At 65.0% G+C, this 12,178-nt stretch carries 15 protein-coding genes and 2 pseudogenes; 9 read left to right on the top strand and 8 right to left on the bottom strand.

Annotation, left to right across the window (positions count from 1 at the left end; translation table 11 throughout):
* The first annotated feature begins 123 nt into the window (after positions 1-123).
* From AC07DW_RS31460 to AC07DW_RS31475, 4 genes are all read left to right on the top strand, one after another.
* Positions 124-402 carry a helix-turn-helix domain-containing protein gene (locus AC07DW_RS31460; RefSeq protein ID WP_478861068.1) on the top strand — a complete coding sequence of 93 codons (279 nt, stop codon included), beginning with the start codon at positions 124-126 and terminating at the stop codon, positions 400-402.
* Positions 369-662 (top strand): hypothetical protein, encoded by a 294-nt coding sequence (locus AC07DW_RS31465; RefSeq protein WP_478861080.1) that lies wholly within the window; start codon positions 369-371, stop codon positions 660-662. Before AC07DW_RS31460 ends, AC07DW_RS31465 begins: the two co-directional genes overlap by 34 nt.
* Before the next feature lie 2 nt (positions 663-664).
* Positions 665-814 carry a hypothetical protein gene (locus AC07DW_RS31470; RefSeq protein WP_478861069.1) on the top strand — a complete coding sequence of 50 codons (150 nt, stop codon included), beginning with the start codon at positions 665-667 and terminating at the stop codon, positions 812-814.
* A gap of 639 nt (positions 815-1,453) precedes the next feature.
* Positions 1,454-1,918, top strand: a complete 465-nt coding sequence (locus tag AC07DW_RS31475; protein WP_478861070.1) for a hypothetical protein — start codon at positions 1,454-1,456, stop codon at positions 1,916-1,918.
* A 335-nt stretch (positions 1,919-2,253) separates the two neighbouring features.
* Here AC07DW_RS31475 and AC07DW_RS31480 read toward each other — a convergent pair whose 3' ends face one another.
* The 3 genes from AC07DW_RS31480 to AC07DW_RS31490 all read right to left on the bottom strand — a co-directional run bounded on the left by AC07DW_RS31480 (position 2,254) and on the right by AC07DW_RS31490 (position 4,064).
* Positions 2,254-2,391, bottom strand: a complete 138-nt coding sequence (locus AC07DW_RS31480) for a hypothetical protein (RefSeq protein ID WP_478861071.1) — start codon at positions 2,389-2,391, stop codon at positions 2,254-2,256.
* A 241-nt stretch (positions 2,392-2,632) separates the two neighbouring features.
* A complete protein-coding gene (locus AC07DW_RS31485) occupies positions 2,633-3,571 on the bottom strand; it encodes a transposase (protein WP_478861072.1) in 939 nt (312 codons plus the stop codon).
* 355 nt (positions 3,572-3,926) lie between these two features.
* Positions 3,927-4,064, bottom strand: a complete 138-nt coding sequence (locus tag AC07DW_RS31490) for a hypothetical protein (protein ID WP_478861073.1) — start codon at positions 4,062-4,064, stop codon at positions 3,927-3,929.
* Between the two features lie 132 nt (positions 4,065-4,196).
* Here AC07DW_RS31490 and AC07DW_RS31495 point away from each other — a divergent pair, with 132 nt between their 5' ends.
* Together AC07DW_RS31495 and AC07DW_RS31500 are read left to right on the top strand one after the other, a co-directional pair.
* On the top strand, positions 4,197-4,322 hold the full coding sequence (locus AC07DW_RS31495; RefSeq protein ID WP_478861074.1) for a hypothetical protein: 126 nt from the start codon (positions 4,197-4,199) through the stop codon (positions 4,320-4,322).
* Positions 4,323-4,328: 6 nt separating this feature from the next.
* Positions 4,329-4,574 carry a transposase family protein gene (locus AC07DW_RS31500; RefSeq protein WP_478861081.1) on the top strand — a complete coding sequence of 82 codons (246 nt, stop codon included), beginning with the start codon at positions 4,329-4,331 and terminating at the stop codon, positions 4,572-4,574.
* Between the two features lie 76 nt (positions 4,575-4,650).
* Here the strand turns inward: AC07DW_RS31500 and AC07DW_RS31505 are convergent, their stop codons facing one another.
* Both AC07DW_RS31505 and AC07DW_RS31510 read right to left on the bottom strand, forming a co-directional pair.
* A complete protein-coding gene (locus AC07DW_RS31505) occupies positions 4,651-5,070 on the bottom strand; it encodes a fucose-binding lectin II (RefSeq protein ID WP_478861075.1) in 420 nt (139 codons plus the stop codon).
* A 245-nt stretch (positions 5,071-5,315) separates the two neighbouring features.
* Positions 5,316-6,552, bottom strand: a pseudogene (locus tag AC07DW_RS31510) (IS256 family transposase).
* A gap of 287 nt (positions 6,553-6,839) precedes the next feature.
* On the opposite strand from AC07DW_RS31510, the gene AC07DW_RS31515 reads away from it, so the two are divergent.
* Both AC07DW_RS31515 and AC07DW_RS31520 read left to right on the top strand, forming a co-directional pair.
* Positions 6,840-7,088, top strand: coding sequence for a GMC oxidoreductase (locus tag AC07DW_RS31515; RefSeq protein ID WP_478861076.1), 249 nt, complete (start codon positions 6,840-6,842; stop codon positions 7,086-7,088).
* 227 nt (positions 7,089-7,315) lie between these two features.
* Entirely contained in the window at positions 7,316-7,834 is a 519-nt protein-coding gene (locus AC07DW_RS31520; protein WP_478861077.1) for an acyl-CoA thioesterase, read from the top strand.
* Between the two features lie 187 nt (positions 7,835-8,021).
* On the opposite strand, the gene AC07DW_RS31525 is transcribed toward AC07DW_RS31520, so the two are convergent.
* Positions 8,022-8,216, bottom strand: a complete 195-nt coding sequence (locus AC07DW_RS31525; protein ID WP_478861078.1) for a transposase — start codon at positions 8,214-8,216, stop codon at positions 8,022-8,024.
* A gap of 306 nt (positions 8,217-8,522) precedes the next feature.
* Here AC07DW_RS31525 and AC07DW_RS31530 point away from each other — a divergent pair, with 306 nt between their 5' ends.
* A complete protein-coding gene (locus tag AC07DW_RS31530; protein WP_478861079.1) occupies positions 8,523-9,878 on the top strand; it encodes a 3-deoxy-7-phosphoheptulonate synthase in 1,356 nt (451 codons plus the stop codon).
* Positions 9,879-10,255: 377 nt separating this feature from the next.
* Here the strand turns inward: AC07DW_RS31530 and AC07DW_RS31535 are convergent, their stop codons facing one another.
* Complete coding sequence (locus AC07DW_RS31535) at positions 10,256-10,870, bottom strand: vitamin K epoxide reductase family protein (RefSeq protein WP_478861082.1); 615 nt, start codon at positions 10,868-10,870, stop codon at positions 10,256-10,258.
* A 432-nt stretch (positions 10,871-11,302) separates the two neighbouring features.
* Positions 11,303-12,079: pseudogene (locus AC07DW_RS31540) on the bottom strand (transposase); the annotation flags it as partial.
* Positions 12,080-12,178: the final 99 nt, after the last annotated feature.

Consider the following 12,178-nt stretch of genomic DNA (forward strand, 5'->3'; position numbering starts at 1 on the left):
CCCGCCAGCACCCCGTCCCACTCCTCAACCAACCCCACCCCAAGCTCAGCCATACCCCAACTCAACCACAAACAAGTGCGATTGCAGTACTAGGACCAGGACCAGGTGTGGACCGCCTCGAGGGTGGCCACGCTGATCGCGCGGAAGTTCCCCATCTCCTACAGAGTCTCGGGCGCCACGAGGCTGATGCGCCGACTCGGGTCCACCCCGCAGATGCCCGAACGGCGGTCCGTGGAACGCGACGAGCAGGCCGTTGCGGTGTGGAAGGAGGCGACCTGGGCGGAGGTAAAAGCACCAGGGCGGCCTGCGGGGGCTGCATCTGCTTCGAGGACGAAGCAGGCTTCACCCGCAGTCCGCCCAGAGGGCGGATCTGCGGCAGAGGCGGTGCCACTCCGGTCGTGAGGACCTCCGGCCGACGTTCCGGCAGGGTCTCGGTGGCCGGACTGATCGCGACGCGGCCGGGCTCCCGGACCCGGCTGGTCACCGCCTGCGCCGTCACACCAGCCGCAAGGGCGACGGTGCAGCATGTCCGAGCAGGACTACATCGGTCTGATCGACGGCACGTACCAGCTGCCAAGGCACCGATCGTGCTGGTGCGGGACTGTCTGAACACCCATGTCTCCCACGCGATGCGCGAGCTGATCGCGGCCGGGACTGACTGACGGTGTTCATCCTGCCCGCCTATGCACCCGGGCTCAACGCCGTCGAGCTCGAAGCCGCGGTGCGTAATCGCCTCAAACGCCTGCAGTACCGCCCCCACAGCCTCAACGGCGTCCTCGCCGACACCGGCCTCATCCTTGACCGCCCACCCTGAAAAGCCGAAGTCAGTACCGGTTTCGTGGCCCCGCATGGGGCTCCCGGTCTCCGGCGGGGGCATGGCTTCCGGCCCTTTCCGATCATGATGGAAGTGGTGTCATCGGACCGGGAGACATCGGAAGACCGCTGATCAGGGCATGACCGCTCGCCGCGTTCTCCGGGGTGAGACAGGCCTTCGTCACGTGGATGCCGACACGCTGGTGCTGCAGGGGGCTGGGAAGGGTCTGATAGAAGGCTCAGTGAGCGACGGGGGTGGAATCGGTGTCTACTTCGATCTGGACGTAGGCATAGGACATCACAGGGCCGCAGTCAGTCCATAAGGCAGGAAGGTGTTCGGGCAACCCTCTGCCGGACCGCCGTGCTGCGTGGGCTGACCGGGAAGTTGGCCCTGAACTCCGGCGGATAGTTCTTCATGACTACGAGATCCGCGTCCTCGGATCCTCAGGATCCCGGGTCTCGTGTGTTCAAGATCAGGAGGCTAGGCCTACCCTGATACACCACTTCGCCGGACGCGATCCCGTCCAGCCAGGGGCCGATCGGCCGATGCCGTACATGGCAGACGCGACCAGACTCGAGGGGGCGCCCCTTTGTTTGATGGGCCCACCGTACCCGCATCTTGCCTAGCTTGAGGAAGTCCGTGATGAAGCGCATAAGGACGGCAATCGGCAGCAGTCTGTTTGCTGCAGTAGCTGCAACTGGGGCACTTACCGCAGGGGCGGCTCATGCTGCCACCGAAAATGTCACCGTTGAAGATGCAGAAGAGGTCCGGGTAACAGTTCACAATCAGACTAGGGGACCACTCACGCTTTGGAATACTTACGCGGGAGAGGGAGCAGATTTCACCCAGTCTCCCGGCGTGGTTAACAGCACCATCGTGAACTCTGAGGAAAAAACCAGCTGGGCAGCTCAATTTTCGGAGCCCAGCTCGGTCATGGTGAGCTACGAAGCACCCGGCGCCTACCTCCATGTGTACATCGACAGCGAAAAGGACGTCACGGGCTGCAAGGTGGTCTCCAATCAGGGTGACACCCGCCAATGCCGGGTTACCGGTTCAAAGACCGAACCCACCGTATTGTTCGCCGATCCAGGAGCGCAAAGCTAAGAACCGGGAGCCCATTCCGGCCTGTTTCTGCAGGCCACGTGGTTTGACATCGTGGTGGAGCCTCGGGGGAGGCATTCCTGCCGAGAGAGCCGCCCTCCGAGGCTTCCTGTGCCCTACTGTTTTGTTAAATCCGAGGTCGTTTCTGGTGGCGTGAACCCTCGTTGACCTCGATCCTTCAGTGGTGATCGCTGCTTCGTGAGGTGGTGGGTTCACCCCGTTTTGTTCCCGTGGGTGTCGGGCGGGGTCTTCGCGTGACGCTGCGGGGCGCCGGGTTCCACGGGCCCGGAGTGTGGCGGGTTGTTCTCCTTCCTGGTCGCCGGGGCGTGAGCCGGTGGTCAGGTGACTGCCGGAAGGACGTAGAGCCTCTGCCAGGCCAGGACGAACGCGCCGGCCCAGGGCCAGGAGCGTTCGGTCCGCAGCCAGTGGCGGCGGGCGTGCTTCGCGAGGCGGGCCGGGAGGTGGCAGAGGCGCAAGCGCGTGGTGTCGGGCCCGGCGTCGGCCAGGTCGTCTTGACCGTGGACAGTGAGCAGTCAGCCAGGCGTCCAGGCCGGCGGCGAGGTTCGCGGTCAGCATCCATGCCGCGTTGATCGTCCAGGACTTGGCGGGCAGGTTGTGCAGCTCCATTGTCTTGTTCGTTCGCACGTGGTCCGCGACGACGGCGTGGTGGGGTGCAGGGCGTCGAGCCACTGGATCTGGTGGGAGCCGGGGATGCGGTCATTTTGTTGATGCTGGTGGCGGTGATCGATCGAGTACTTCCAGCCGGTCTTCTTCCCGAACGCGGTGAGGTCCTTCATCTGCCGGCCGGACGGCCTGACCCGGCGGACGATCAGCCTCATCCCCTTGATCCAGCCCTCCCGGCGGTTCAGCCCGGTCAACCCGGCCACGAAGCAGCAGCCTTCTGGGGGCTGCCTCCTGCTTGAGCGAGGTCTGACACGCTGCCTCAGGCACACGGGCGATGGCCTTCTCGTCCTCGCCTGTGATGCTCCAGCCGGTGGTGAAGCGGACCGTGCGCCGCATGGTGTTCAGATCCCGCAGGCGTTCGTGCAGGCCATGGGTGGCGCCCGCGCCGCCGGCCCGCACCAGGAACTTCGCCGTCGAGGCTCCGGGGACCTGGGCGAGCGCCTCGCGCAGCACCCGGACGTGGCCGGCCACCGTGTTCGAGCCGGCGCTGCCCGCACGCAGCAGCACCGCCAGACACTCGCCGGTGTCCGCACACCACGCGGCCAGCGGATGAAACCCGAACGACTTCTTCCAGGCCGCCGCAGCGCCCTGCTTCTTCGGCACCGCCGTGATGACCGTGGCGTCCATGCCGGTCACCACCCAGCGGTGCAGACACTTCCCGGCGACCGTCAGCCAGGGGAAGCCGCCCGGCCGCAGATGCAGCAGCGACCACACATGACGGCGTATTCGCGCCCGCACCTGTCCGGTCTTCGCGAGGCCCTCTCCGTCCATCGCGGCCAGCGTCCGGCGGGTCGCCGGGTCCGGCACCGCTGGCCCGGACAGTCCCTGGTGACGGGCCTGCAACTGCTCGGCGTCGAACAGATTTACCGCCCCCAGCACAATCGCCACGGCGAGGTGCACGACCACGGCCGCGCGGTCTCGCCAGCCGGTTCCGGTCCCGGCAGGCAGCACGGCCGCCAGCGCTGCCGTCAACCCCGCACGGTCAGCCAGCCGGCGCAGCAGTACCGCCCCGGCACGCCCGGCCAGCCCCTTTGCCGCCGGCGACCACGGACAGACGCCGGTCCCACCCTGCAGGCTCGCTCACCAGATTGGTGCCCTGACTCTCGCAGCGGATACGACCCCGACACTCGCATCCTTGCAGGCCAGCGGCACCTTTCTGCTACCAGGCCGTCAGATCACCCAATTCCGCTGAATACCCGGGGTCAGGTGTCCAGTGTGCCCAGGGCTCCGGCCGGGGGATCTCGTGCTGATCGAGGTAATTCAGGGAGATGAGGATCGACTCGACGGCATGACCGGCTGCCTTCATCTGGTCGACGAAGACTACGGGTCAGCGGTTTCGGGGGCTGGGTTCCCCCGGCGTCAGCACCTCGCTGGCCTCGCGCAGCCGTTTGTTCTCCGCCCGCAGCCGCTTGAGTTCCTCTCGTTCGTCGCTGGTCACGCCCGCGGTGACGCCGGTGTCGATCATCCTCTCTGATGGCTAACAACGGAGCGGCAGAGAAGTCGGAACGGTTCGCGCTCGTGGACGGAACGCACGCCGACTGCGACCGCGTGGGCAATGGCCAGGACGACTATTTTCGGACAAGCACCGCAAGCACGGGTGAACATCCAGGCTGTCACCGGGGCCGCCGGGGAACTCATCTTGTACTCGTCGGCCCTGCCCGGACCGGCCGCGGACATCCCCGGCGCCTGGACCCACGACTTCGTCACCTCTGTGAACGACTGAAGATCCCTGCCCTCGCGGACAAGGCTTGCCAGGGCGCCGACAGAACATTCGCCACCCCGGTCGAGCGACCCACGCCGCGGACTCACCGTGAAGGAAAAGTCCGTCAACCGGGCACACGCCCGGCTCCGCTCACCTGTGGAACGGGCCTTCGCACGGCTCAAAGCCTGGCGGATCTCCCGCAAAGTCCGCGTCAGCCCCAGCCCGCTCACGTCAATCGGCAAGGCCGTCCTCGACCTGAAGAAGCTCACTTAGGAAACTCAGCGGGTCAGGCCCACGCTAGAGACAACTCAGACAGCGGACAGTCGAATTGGGAGAGTACAGTGTCAGCCTACTGCTTAGCCGCTCTATGCTGAACGATCACTTCCGGCTTCGGCGTGTGCCAGTTGAGTTCGAGAATTGCATCATTATAGTCAATACCCTCGCCGTTTTCAGCGACAATCACAATCATATTGTAGAATCCGATACAGTAGGGTCCGCCCGCGTTAACCTTGCTCGGCATAAGGTCCGGTCCGGTCCGTGCATAGGAGAAAATCGCAACAAGCTGGTGCACGCCCGTGATGGTCTTGTTGCCGATGATGTTACCCTCACCGGATCCCGCGTACAGCTGCCTCCCCCAGGCGCCATTACCTATGACTACCACCTGCTGGATGACGACAGAGTTAGTTTTCACCGTGACATGTACTCGCGAATGCGGCGGTAGGGTGATTTCAGCCTTGTTGCCGGTAGTGAGAATATACGCGGCGGACATGAAGATCCCTCGTCTCACAGTGCAGCCCGGTGTAGCTAATTGATCGACTAACAGTAATCATCCCCAGGATAGTACAGCGCGAGTGAAACGGAGTAATTTGAAAGGCGCGGCCGGTCAAAACACCGGCAATGCCGGGTGCCTGCCCCTCCAGCACACTTCTGGCCCGCTGCGCTTGACGTGTGTCCAGATGCCGGCCGGATTCGAGTCAGGGGCGGCACTGTCAGCCGCTCCCGCTCGGCGACGGTTCATGCTGCGAGGGGCTCGTCCTGATCGACGAGGTGGCCGTTCTCGAAGCGGGCGCCGGCTCGGACGCGGGCGACGAGGTGGGGTGGGGTGACCGCGCGCCAGCGGGCCTGGGCGGACTCGGTGAGCTTGAAGACCATGGCGGGGGCGGCGGTAGGGCTGCCGGCGCCGCGGGTGACCTTGGTCCGTAGCTTCACCGTGCTGAAGGTCGGTTCGACCGGGTTGGTCGTCCGCAGGGGGATCCAGTGCTGGGCGGGGAAGCCGTAGAACGCCAGCAGCTCGTCGATCTCACCGGTGATCTTCTTCACCGCCCTGGGCCACTTCGCGCCGTACGCCTTCTGGAACGCGGTGACCGCCTTCTCCGCATGGCCGCGGTCCTCGGCGCTGCAGATCTCCCGCAGGGCCTTCTTCGCGCCGGGCTGCGACTTCGGCAGCGCGTTCATGACATTGCGGGTTTTGTGAACCCAGCATCTTTGGTGCCTGGCCTGCGCAAACACCTCCGCCAGGGCCCGCCACAGGCCCATAGCACCGTCGCCGACGACGATCCGCCCACGACCCGGCCGGCTCCCGTGGCCCCCCGGCGATTGCGATCAGCTCCTTGGTGCCGTCCACGCGGACGCCCGTCAGGACCAGCAGGCAGGAGTGCGTCCGGGACAGCCGGATCCTGGGGTGGATGCCGCCGGCCCACACGTAGACGCAGTCGGATTCCGTCAGGTCACGGCGCTGGAAGGCGGCATGCCCGGCGGTCCACTGTCTGGCCAGCCGGGTCACCGCCGCCGCCGGCAGGCCGGGCTGTGCCACCCAGGAACTGCCCGAGCGCGGGCACGAAGCCGCCGGAGGACAGGCCGTGGAGGCAGAGCAGGGGCAGGACTTCGCTGATCTCCGGGGATTTACGGCACCACGGCGCGAGGATCTTCGAGGAAAACCGGATGCGTTCACCCCTCGTCCCGTCGATGCGCTTGTCGTTCACGCGTGGTGCCGAGACCTCGATGGGCCCGGCGGCCGTGGTCACCGACCCGGGGCCGGTGCCGGCCGCCTGCGGACCACCAGTCGGCGGTCGGCCTCATCACGCCGGCCGGCGAGCCCGGCTAAGTACTGCTCCACCTCCGCCTCCAGCGCGGCGGCCAGCATCCGCCTCGCGCCCTCCCGCACGATCTCCTCGATCAGAGAGGTACCGGTCTCGGCAGAGCCGTCTTCGGATTCCGATTGCTCTTCTTCCGGTTGCCCGGCAGCCGGCATACCCGTGCCCAAAAATGAAGAAACTAGCGGTCCATCCGAAAGCTCCCGGGCGAGGTAGCCTGGGGATAAGTAATATCTCGCAGTGCGTTCGCCGACGCTGTGAGGTGAGGTGATGACGGACGTCATCGTGACTGACTGCATTGTTATCGGTGCTGGGTCTGCAGGAAGCGGTATCACACGGCAGCTCATTGACCGTGGCTTCTCCGTGCATGTGATAGAAGCCGGTCCACCGGACACTGATCGAACAGCCCTGGCCGAGGCGGTCGGAATGGCCCGGGATATCGGACATGGTTTCGACTGGTGGCGGAAGTCAGAGGTGGTACCGGGGCCATCAGCGCGGACGAAAAGGAATGGGGGCGTACATCAGGCAGGCGGCATCGTCTTACCACCACCAGGTCGGCACATGCCGCATGGTGCGGAGCGACGGGGCTGTTGCCGATCCCTCGCTGCGCGTACGAGGTCCGCAATCTGCGTGTGGCGGACCTCGGCGATACCGAAAACCATCTCCGGCAACACCAACGCAACGTGCATCATGATCGGGGAGAAGATGGCACTCCTGTAAGTGGCGTCGTTGTGGGCTTCCTCCGGCGGTACTCGAAGTGTCGAAACGAGCCGTACACCCCAGAGCGCTACCGTGACCGTCGGCGAGGGCAGTCCCGCCGCCTCCATCCCTGCGCCCCCTCCTGTGGCGCCCGCCCCTGGCGGGACAACGTGGCAGGCGCCTGCGCTGACGACCGACCGCACTTGAGTGAGGTGGTACCCAATGCCGGACCTTTCCGGGAAGCCGGCCTCGTCGTCGCGCGTGTCGCTGAGCCGCATCATGACGCTCCTTGACACGAACCTGCTGGGCATGGTCCACGGCGGAGTGATCATGCAGTTCGCACATGACGTCGCAGCGGCCGTCGCCAGTCGGCACGCGGAGGGTCCCGCGGTCAGCGCGTCGGTGGACGAGGTCACGTTCGCGGAAAGGGTCACCGTCGGCGATCTTGTACATGTCCAGGCCCAGGTGAATTGGACCGGCCGCACCTCAATGGAGATCGGTGTCCGGGTGCTTGCCGAGCGCTGGAACGAATCCACGCCTCCTGTACAAGTCGGCAGCGCTTACCTGGTGTTCACCGCTGTCGACAGTGATGGCAAGCCGCGGCCTGTTGCCCCGGTGCTGCCTGAAACCTCCGAGGACTGGCGACGATACCAGGAGGCGCAGATCCGCCGGCGGCACCGGCTGGACCGGCGCAGGGCTCTCAGGGAGGAATTGGCCGGAGCTCAGGGCGAAGACGCATGACGGCGCATTCTGCCGGCCCGATGACCGGCCATCTTCCCAGCCGCAGCTGCCGCCGGTGAGGGTCCCGGCGGCCCGCAGCGACTGCGAGTCGATCACGGCGCGGCCGTGCTCGGCTCAGGGCTACGGCCCGCCTTCTGGCGGAGCCGGTCGTGCAGTCATGCAGGTCATCAGCGTACTCGGTACGTTCCTACCGCACGAAGAAGGCATACACAGTGGAGCGCGGAAGGAAGTCCACGGGCAGCGCCCGCCACCTGCAGCCGTTGTCCACCACATACCGGATGGCATCGACGATCTCCCGTCGGCAGTGCTCCCCGGGACGTCCGCCCGGCCCCCACCGCCAGGCCGGGGACCACACGAGATACGTCGGTGAGGCCGGCGTCATCGCGTCGGTGCCGCACCACCTCGTGCAGCCGGCCGCACACCCCGGCTCGTGCGACCAGATGAACCGGCAGGTGCGCGGCCGGCTTCGATATCCCGAAACATGGCGGCAGAGCCCGCCAGGCAGCCGCTGCACCACCAGGCAAGACACATCCAAGCCTGCTTGCAGTCTGTGAACACTATCGAAAAGGGGCTGCTGAGGCGTATGGTAGTAGCAATAGATCACTCAGGTGGCCACCGGCTCCATTGTGATCGAGCGGATACGCCTCTCACCATGCGCCGTGGGCCGCGAGGTCCCTGGAGCAACAGCATGCCGCCTCAAACGACCGTCCCACGCCCCCCAGTTGATGGCCTGTATGCATGGAAGCGCTTGTCTCAGGCACAGAAAGTGGCGTGGCCAGATACAGAGAAACTCGAAGAAGCAGTCCATATGCTAGAGGTTTCTCCCCCGATCGTCTCGCGAGAGGCGATCGACAGACTGCGTATGGATCTAGCTGGCGCTGCGGCGGGTAAAGCATTTCTGCTGCAGGCCGGTGACTGCGCTGAGACTTTTGCGACGAACACAGAGCAGCACTTGCATGCGCTGACTCAGACTTTGCTCCAGATGGCGATTGTCCTGACTTATGGAGAGAAGCTGCCAGTAATCAAGGTTGGACGTGTCGCCGGGCAGTACGCAAAGCCGCGATCGTCCCCCGTTGATGCCAACGGCATTCCGTCATATCGCGGTGACATGATTAACGGGTCTGAAGCCACGGCGACAGCCCGTACCCCCGATCCCCACCGGCTCGTGGAAGCGTATGCGCATTCTGCTGTCGCGGCGAACATGATCCAGAACTCGATGCATCCGGATCTGACGAATATATATGCCGTCCACGCGTGCCTGAACAAGTTCGTTAATTCATCCCCTGCCCGGCATCGGTTCGCTGATCTTGCAGAAGAGATCGAAGACGCGCTCATGTTCGTCTCTGCCTGCGGAGTGAGAGAAGAGGCACTGCGTGACTCGGAGATTTTTATAAGCCACGAGGCCCTGGTCCTCGAGTACGAAAGCGCCCTTACCCGGGCGACCACTGACGGGGCGGCATACGATTTCTCCGCCCACATGATCTGGGTGGGTGAACGTACCCGGCAGATAGACGGAGCGCACGTCGACTTCGTCTCGAAGGTTGATAATCCCGTTGGTGTAAAAATCGGTCCTTCTGTCACGCCGCAGGAAGCGGTAGAGATCGTGGACCGCCTCGACCCCGACTACACTCCGGGAAAGATTACGGTCATTAGCCGGATGGGGGCAGGAAAGGTGCGGTCGGTTCTCCCTCCCGTCGTCGAAAAATTGACAGCTAGTGGCCATTCCGTCCTGTGGGTATGCGACCCGATGCACGGAAATACGGAACAGAGCTCCAGTGGCTACAAGACGCGACGATTCGAAGACATCCTTGATGAACTAGCAGGGTTTTTCGAGGTTCACAAGCGCCTTGGCACCCACGCTGGGGGCATGCACCTTGAACTGGCGGGAGAAGACTTGACAGAGTGCCTAGGAGGTGCACTCGGCCTGACAGAAGGCCACCTGCCTACACGATATGACACAGCGTGTGATCCACGCCTGAACATGCACCAGTCCCTCGAAATGGCCTTCTGCGTAGCGGAGCTGCTGCAAGAACAAGGCCGGTGACGCCCGCGAGGCCTGCCCTGTTATCGGGTAGTGGCCGCCCGCGGGCGGGCCAATCGTCCAGGGCTGCCTACCTCCTCGTCCAGGGTGCTGCCTACCTCCTGCGGAACTGGCAGCCCCGCCGCGCGGGCAAGAACGTGCGTCCCGGCGGTCGGCCCAGCCGGGGCGCCGTTCATCCGCCGGGAAAGGCATCGGCTGGCCAGGCGCCGGACTACCGTTCCGCGCAGCTGAAGCGAAACGGACCGCGCCCTGGCCACCCGCCCCCAAAGCCGCGGGCAGAAGGCCGCGCAGGCCCAGCGATGCAGGAGGGGGTAATCTCACCAGCCTCATGACGGCGCGCCTACCAGTCAGCGGCCGAGCAGACAACTGCCCCGTACTGCTCAGCTCATCCAGTAATCCCACCAGCGAGTCAGGATCAGCACCCCAATGATGCCGACGTGCAGCACGGGCAGCAGCCAGGTGAACTCGGCGAACAAGGCGCGCACGGCACGCGGTGCGGGCAGTAGGCTGCGTCGGACGGTGTGCGAGGTGACATACCAGAACATGACGATCGTCGCCACCCACACCAGCAAGCACCACAGACACAGCGCGCTGATCTCATAAAGCGACTGGTACATGAGCCACATGCAAAAGCCCACCCCGAAGAGCGTACCGGCGTTCAGTCCGAGCCAGTACCAGCGGCGGTAGCGGGCACCGGCTAGCAGCGCGGCGCCGGTGGCGATCACCATGCCGTAGGTGACAAGGCCCAGCATGGGATTCGGGAACCCGAAGACCGCGGCTTGGCTGCTCTTCATGATGTTGCCGCACGAGACGACCGGGTTAAGGCTGCAGCTGGGCGTGAAATCCGGGTCCTCCAGCAGCCTGAACTTGTCCAGCGTGATCACCCACGCCGCCAGCAGCCCCGCCGCGCCCGTAACCATCAGCATCCACGCGAAGGCTCTTCCCGCCCCTATGACCCTCGTTCCCGGACCAGGCGAAGTGTCGTCATCCGTCATGTTCATGATGTCGCCGTTCCAGTGCGGAGAGCTGAATCAAGGACCTGTCGCATCCGCTTGCCCATCGGAGGACCTCAAGTTTCGGGAGGACGGCCTAACCTATTCGCAGGAATTCGCGGCTGGGAGTCCTGCAGACCGACCGTCCAGGCCGACTTAATTCTGGCGCGAGGGACTTTGTCTGTGCCGCACGGGCCCAGTCGGCGCATCGGTACCGGACCCAGGAGATATTTTATCGGATAGGCGCTCTTCCTGTGACGTGTCAACCAGTTGCGGGGAGAGTGCTTGGCCTGGCGGGGTGACTAGTACTACAGCCTCAGATCTTCGTGGTGTGATCGGTTGTGGTCGGGTGGTGGTCGCCAGGGGCGGAGGCGGGGGGTGTCTCTATGTCCTTCGTCAAGGACGCGGTGCCGGGTATGGGGCTGTTTGGGGTGGTTATGCGGCGAGGGTGATGGCAGGGGTTCTGGACTCGTAGAAGGTGCCGTCGCGGAGCATGGCGAACAGGACGCTGATGCGTTGGCGGGCGAGGCGGAGGAGGGCCTGGGTGTGGGTTTTCCCGCGGGCTCTTTGTCTGTCGTAGTAGGTGCGGGAGGCCGGGTCGGCGTTCATGCAGGCGAAGGCGGAGAGGAACATGGCGCGTTTGAGCTGCCGGTTTCCGCCTCTGGGTGCGTGTTCGCCGTGGATCGAGGTCCCGGACGACTTCGTCGTCGGCGCGAGCCCGGCGCAGGAGGCGAGGTGGGCGGCGCTGGGGAAACTGGTGCCGTCGCCGACAGTGACCAGCAGGACGGCAGCGGTCCTGACGCCGACTCCCGGTACCGGGGTCAGGACCTGGTGAAGAGGGTGAGCCTCCAGCAGGCTGCTGATCTGTGCTTCCAGGGCCCGGCGCTGGTCGTGAACCGCCGCGAGGGAAGCGGCCAGGGACGGGATCACGATGTCGAGGGTCCCGGTTCCCGGGACCACGACGGTCTGTTCGTTGAGAGCGTCGAGGACCTCGTCGATCAGCCGGACGGCCATCCGCGGGGCCTTCGGGCGGCTGAGTTCGACGAGCCTGCGATGGGGCATCGTCCGGGCCGCGTCCGCGATCACCGCCGCGTCCTTCGCGTCCGTTTTCGCCTCGCCCGGATATAGATCAGCTATCCGCCGCATCGCGAGGCCGGGGAGGCAGGCGACTTCGCAGCCCGCGTCCCGGGCGACGGTCAGCGCACCACACCCGTCGTGGCCTCATGAATTCACCATGGGGGCAGGGCGATGGTGACGGAGCGCACGATCAGCGAAGGAGGGCGCCTCGACCTGCGATGATTCAGCTTCTCA

Source organism: Streptomyces sp. NPDC045701, assembly GCF_056432045.1.

Bases quoted from the DNA above. Each gene is read 5' to 3' on its own strand.
- AC07DW_RS31490 (WP_478861073.1), bottom strand. From the start codon at position 4,064: ATGATCGACACCGGCGTCACCGCGGGCGTGACCAGCGACGAACGAGAG.
- AC07DW_RS31530 (WP_478861079.1), top strand. From the start codon at position 8,523: ATGCCGCCTCAAACGACCGTCCCACGCCCCCCAGTTGATGGCCTGTAT.
- AC07DW_RS31505 (WP_478861075.1), bottom strand. From the start codon at position 5,070: ATGTCCGCCGCGTATATTCTCACTACCGGCAACAAGGCTGAAATCACC.
- AC07DW_RS31525 (WP_478861078.1), bottom strand. From the start codon at position 8,216: ATGACGCCGGCCTCACCGACGTATCTCGTGTGGTCCCCGGCCTGGCGG.
- AC07DW_RS31535 (WP_478861082.1), bottom strand. From the start codon at position 10,870: ATGACGGATGACGACACTTCGCCTGGTCCGGGAACGAGGGTCATAGGG.
- AC07DW_RS31520 (WP_478861077.1), top strand. From the start codon at position 7,316: ATGCCGGACCTTTCCGGGAAGCCGGCCTCGTCGTCGCGCGTGTCGCTG.
- AC07DW_RS31515 (WP_478861076.1), top strand. From the start codon at position 6,840: ATGGTTTCGACTGGTGGCGGAAGTCAGAGGTGGTACCGGGGCCATCAG.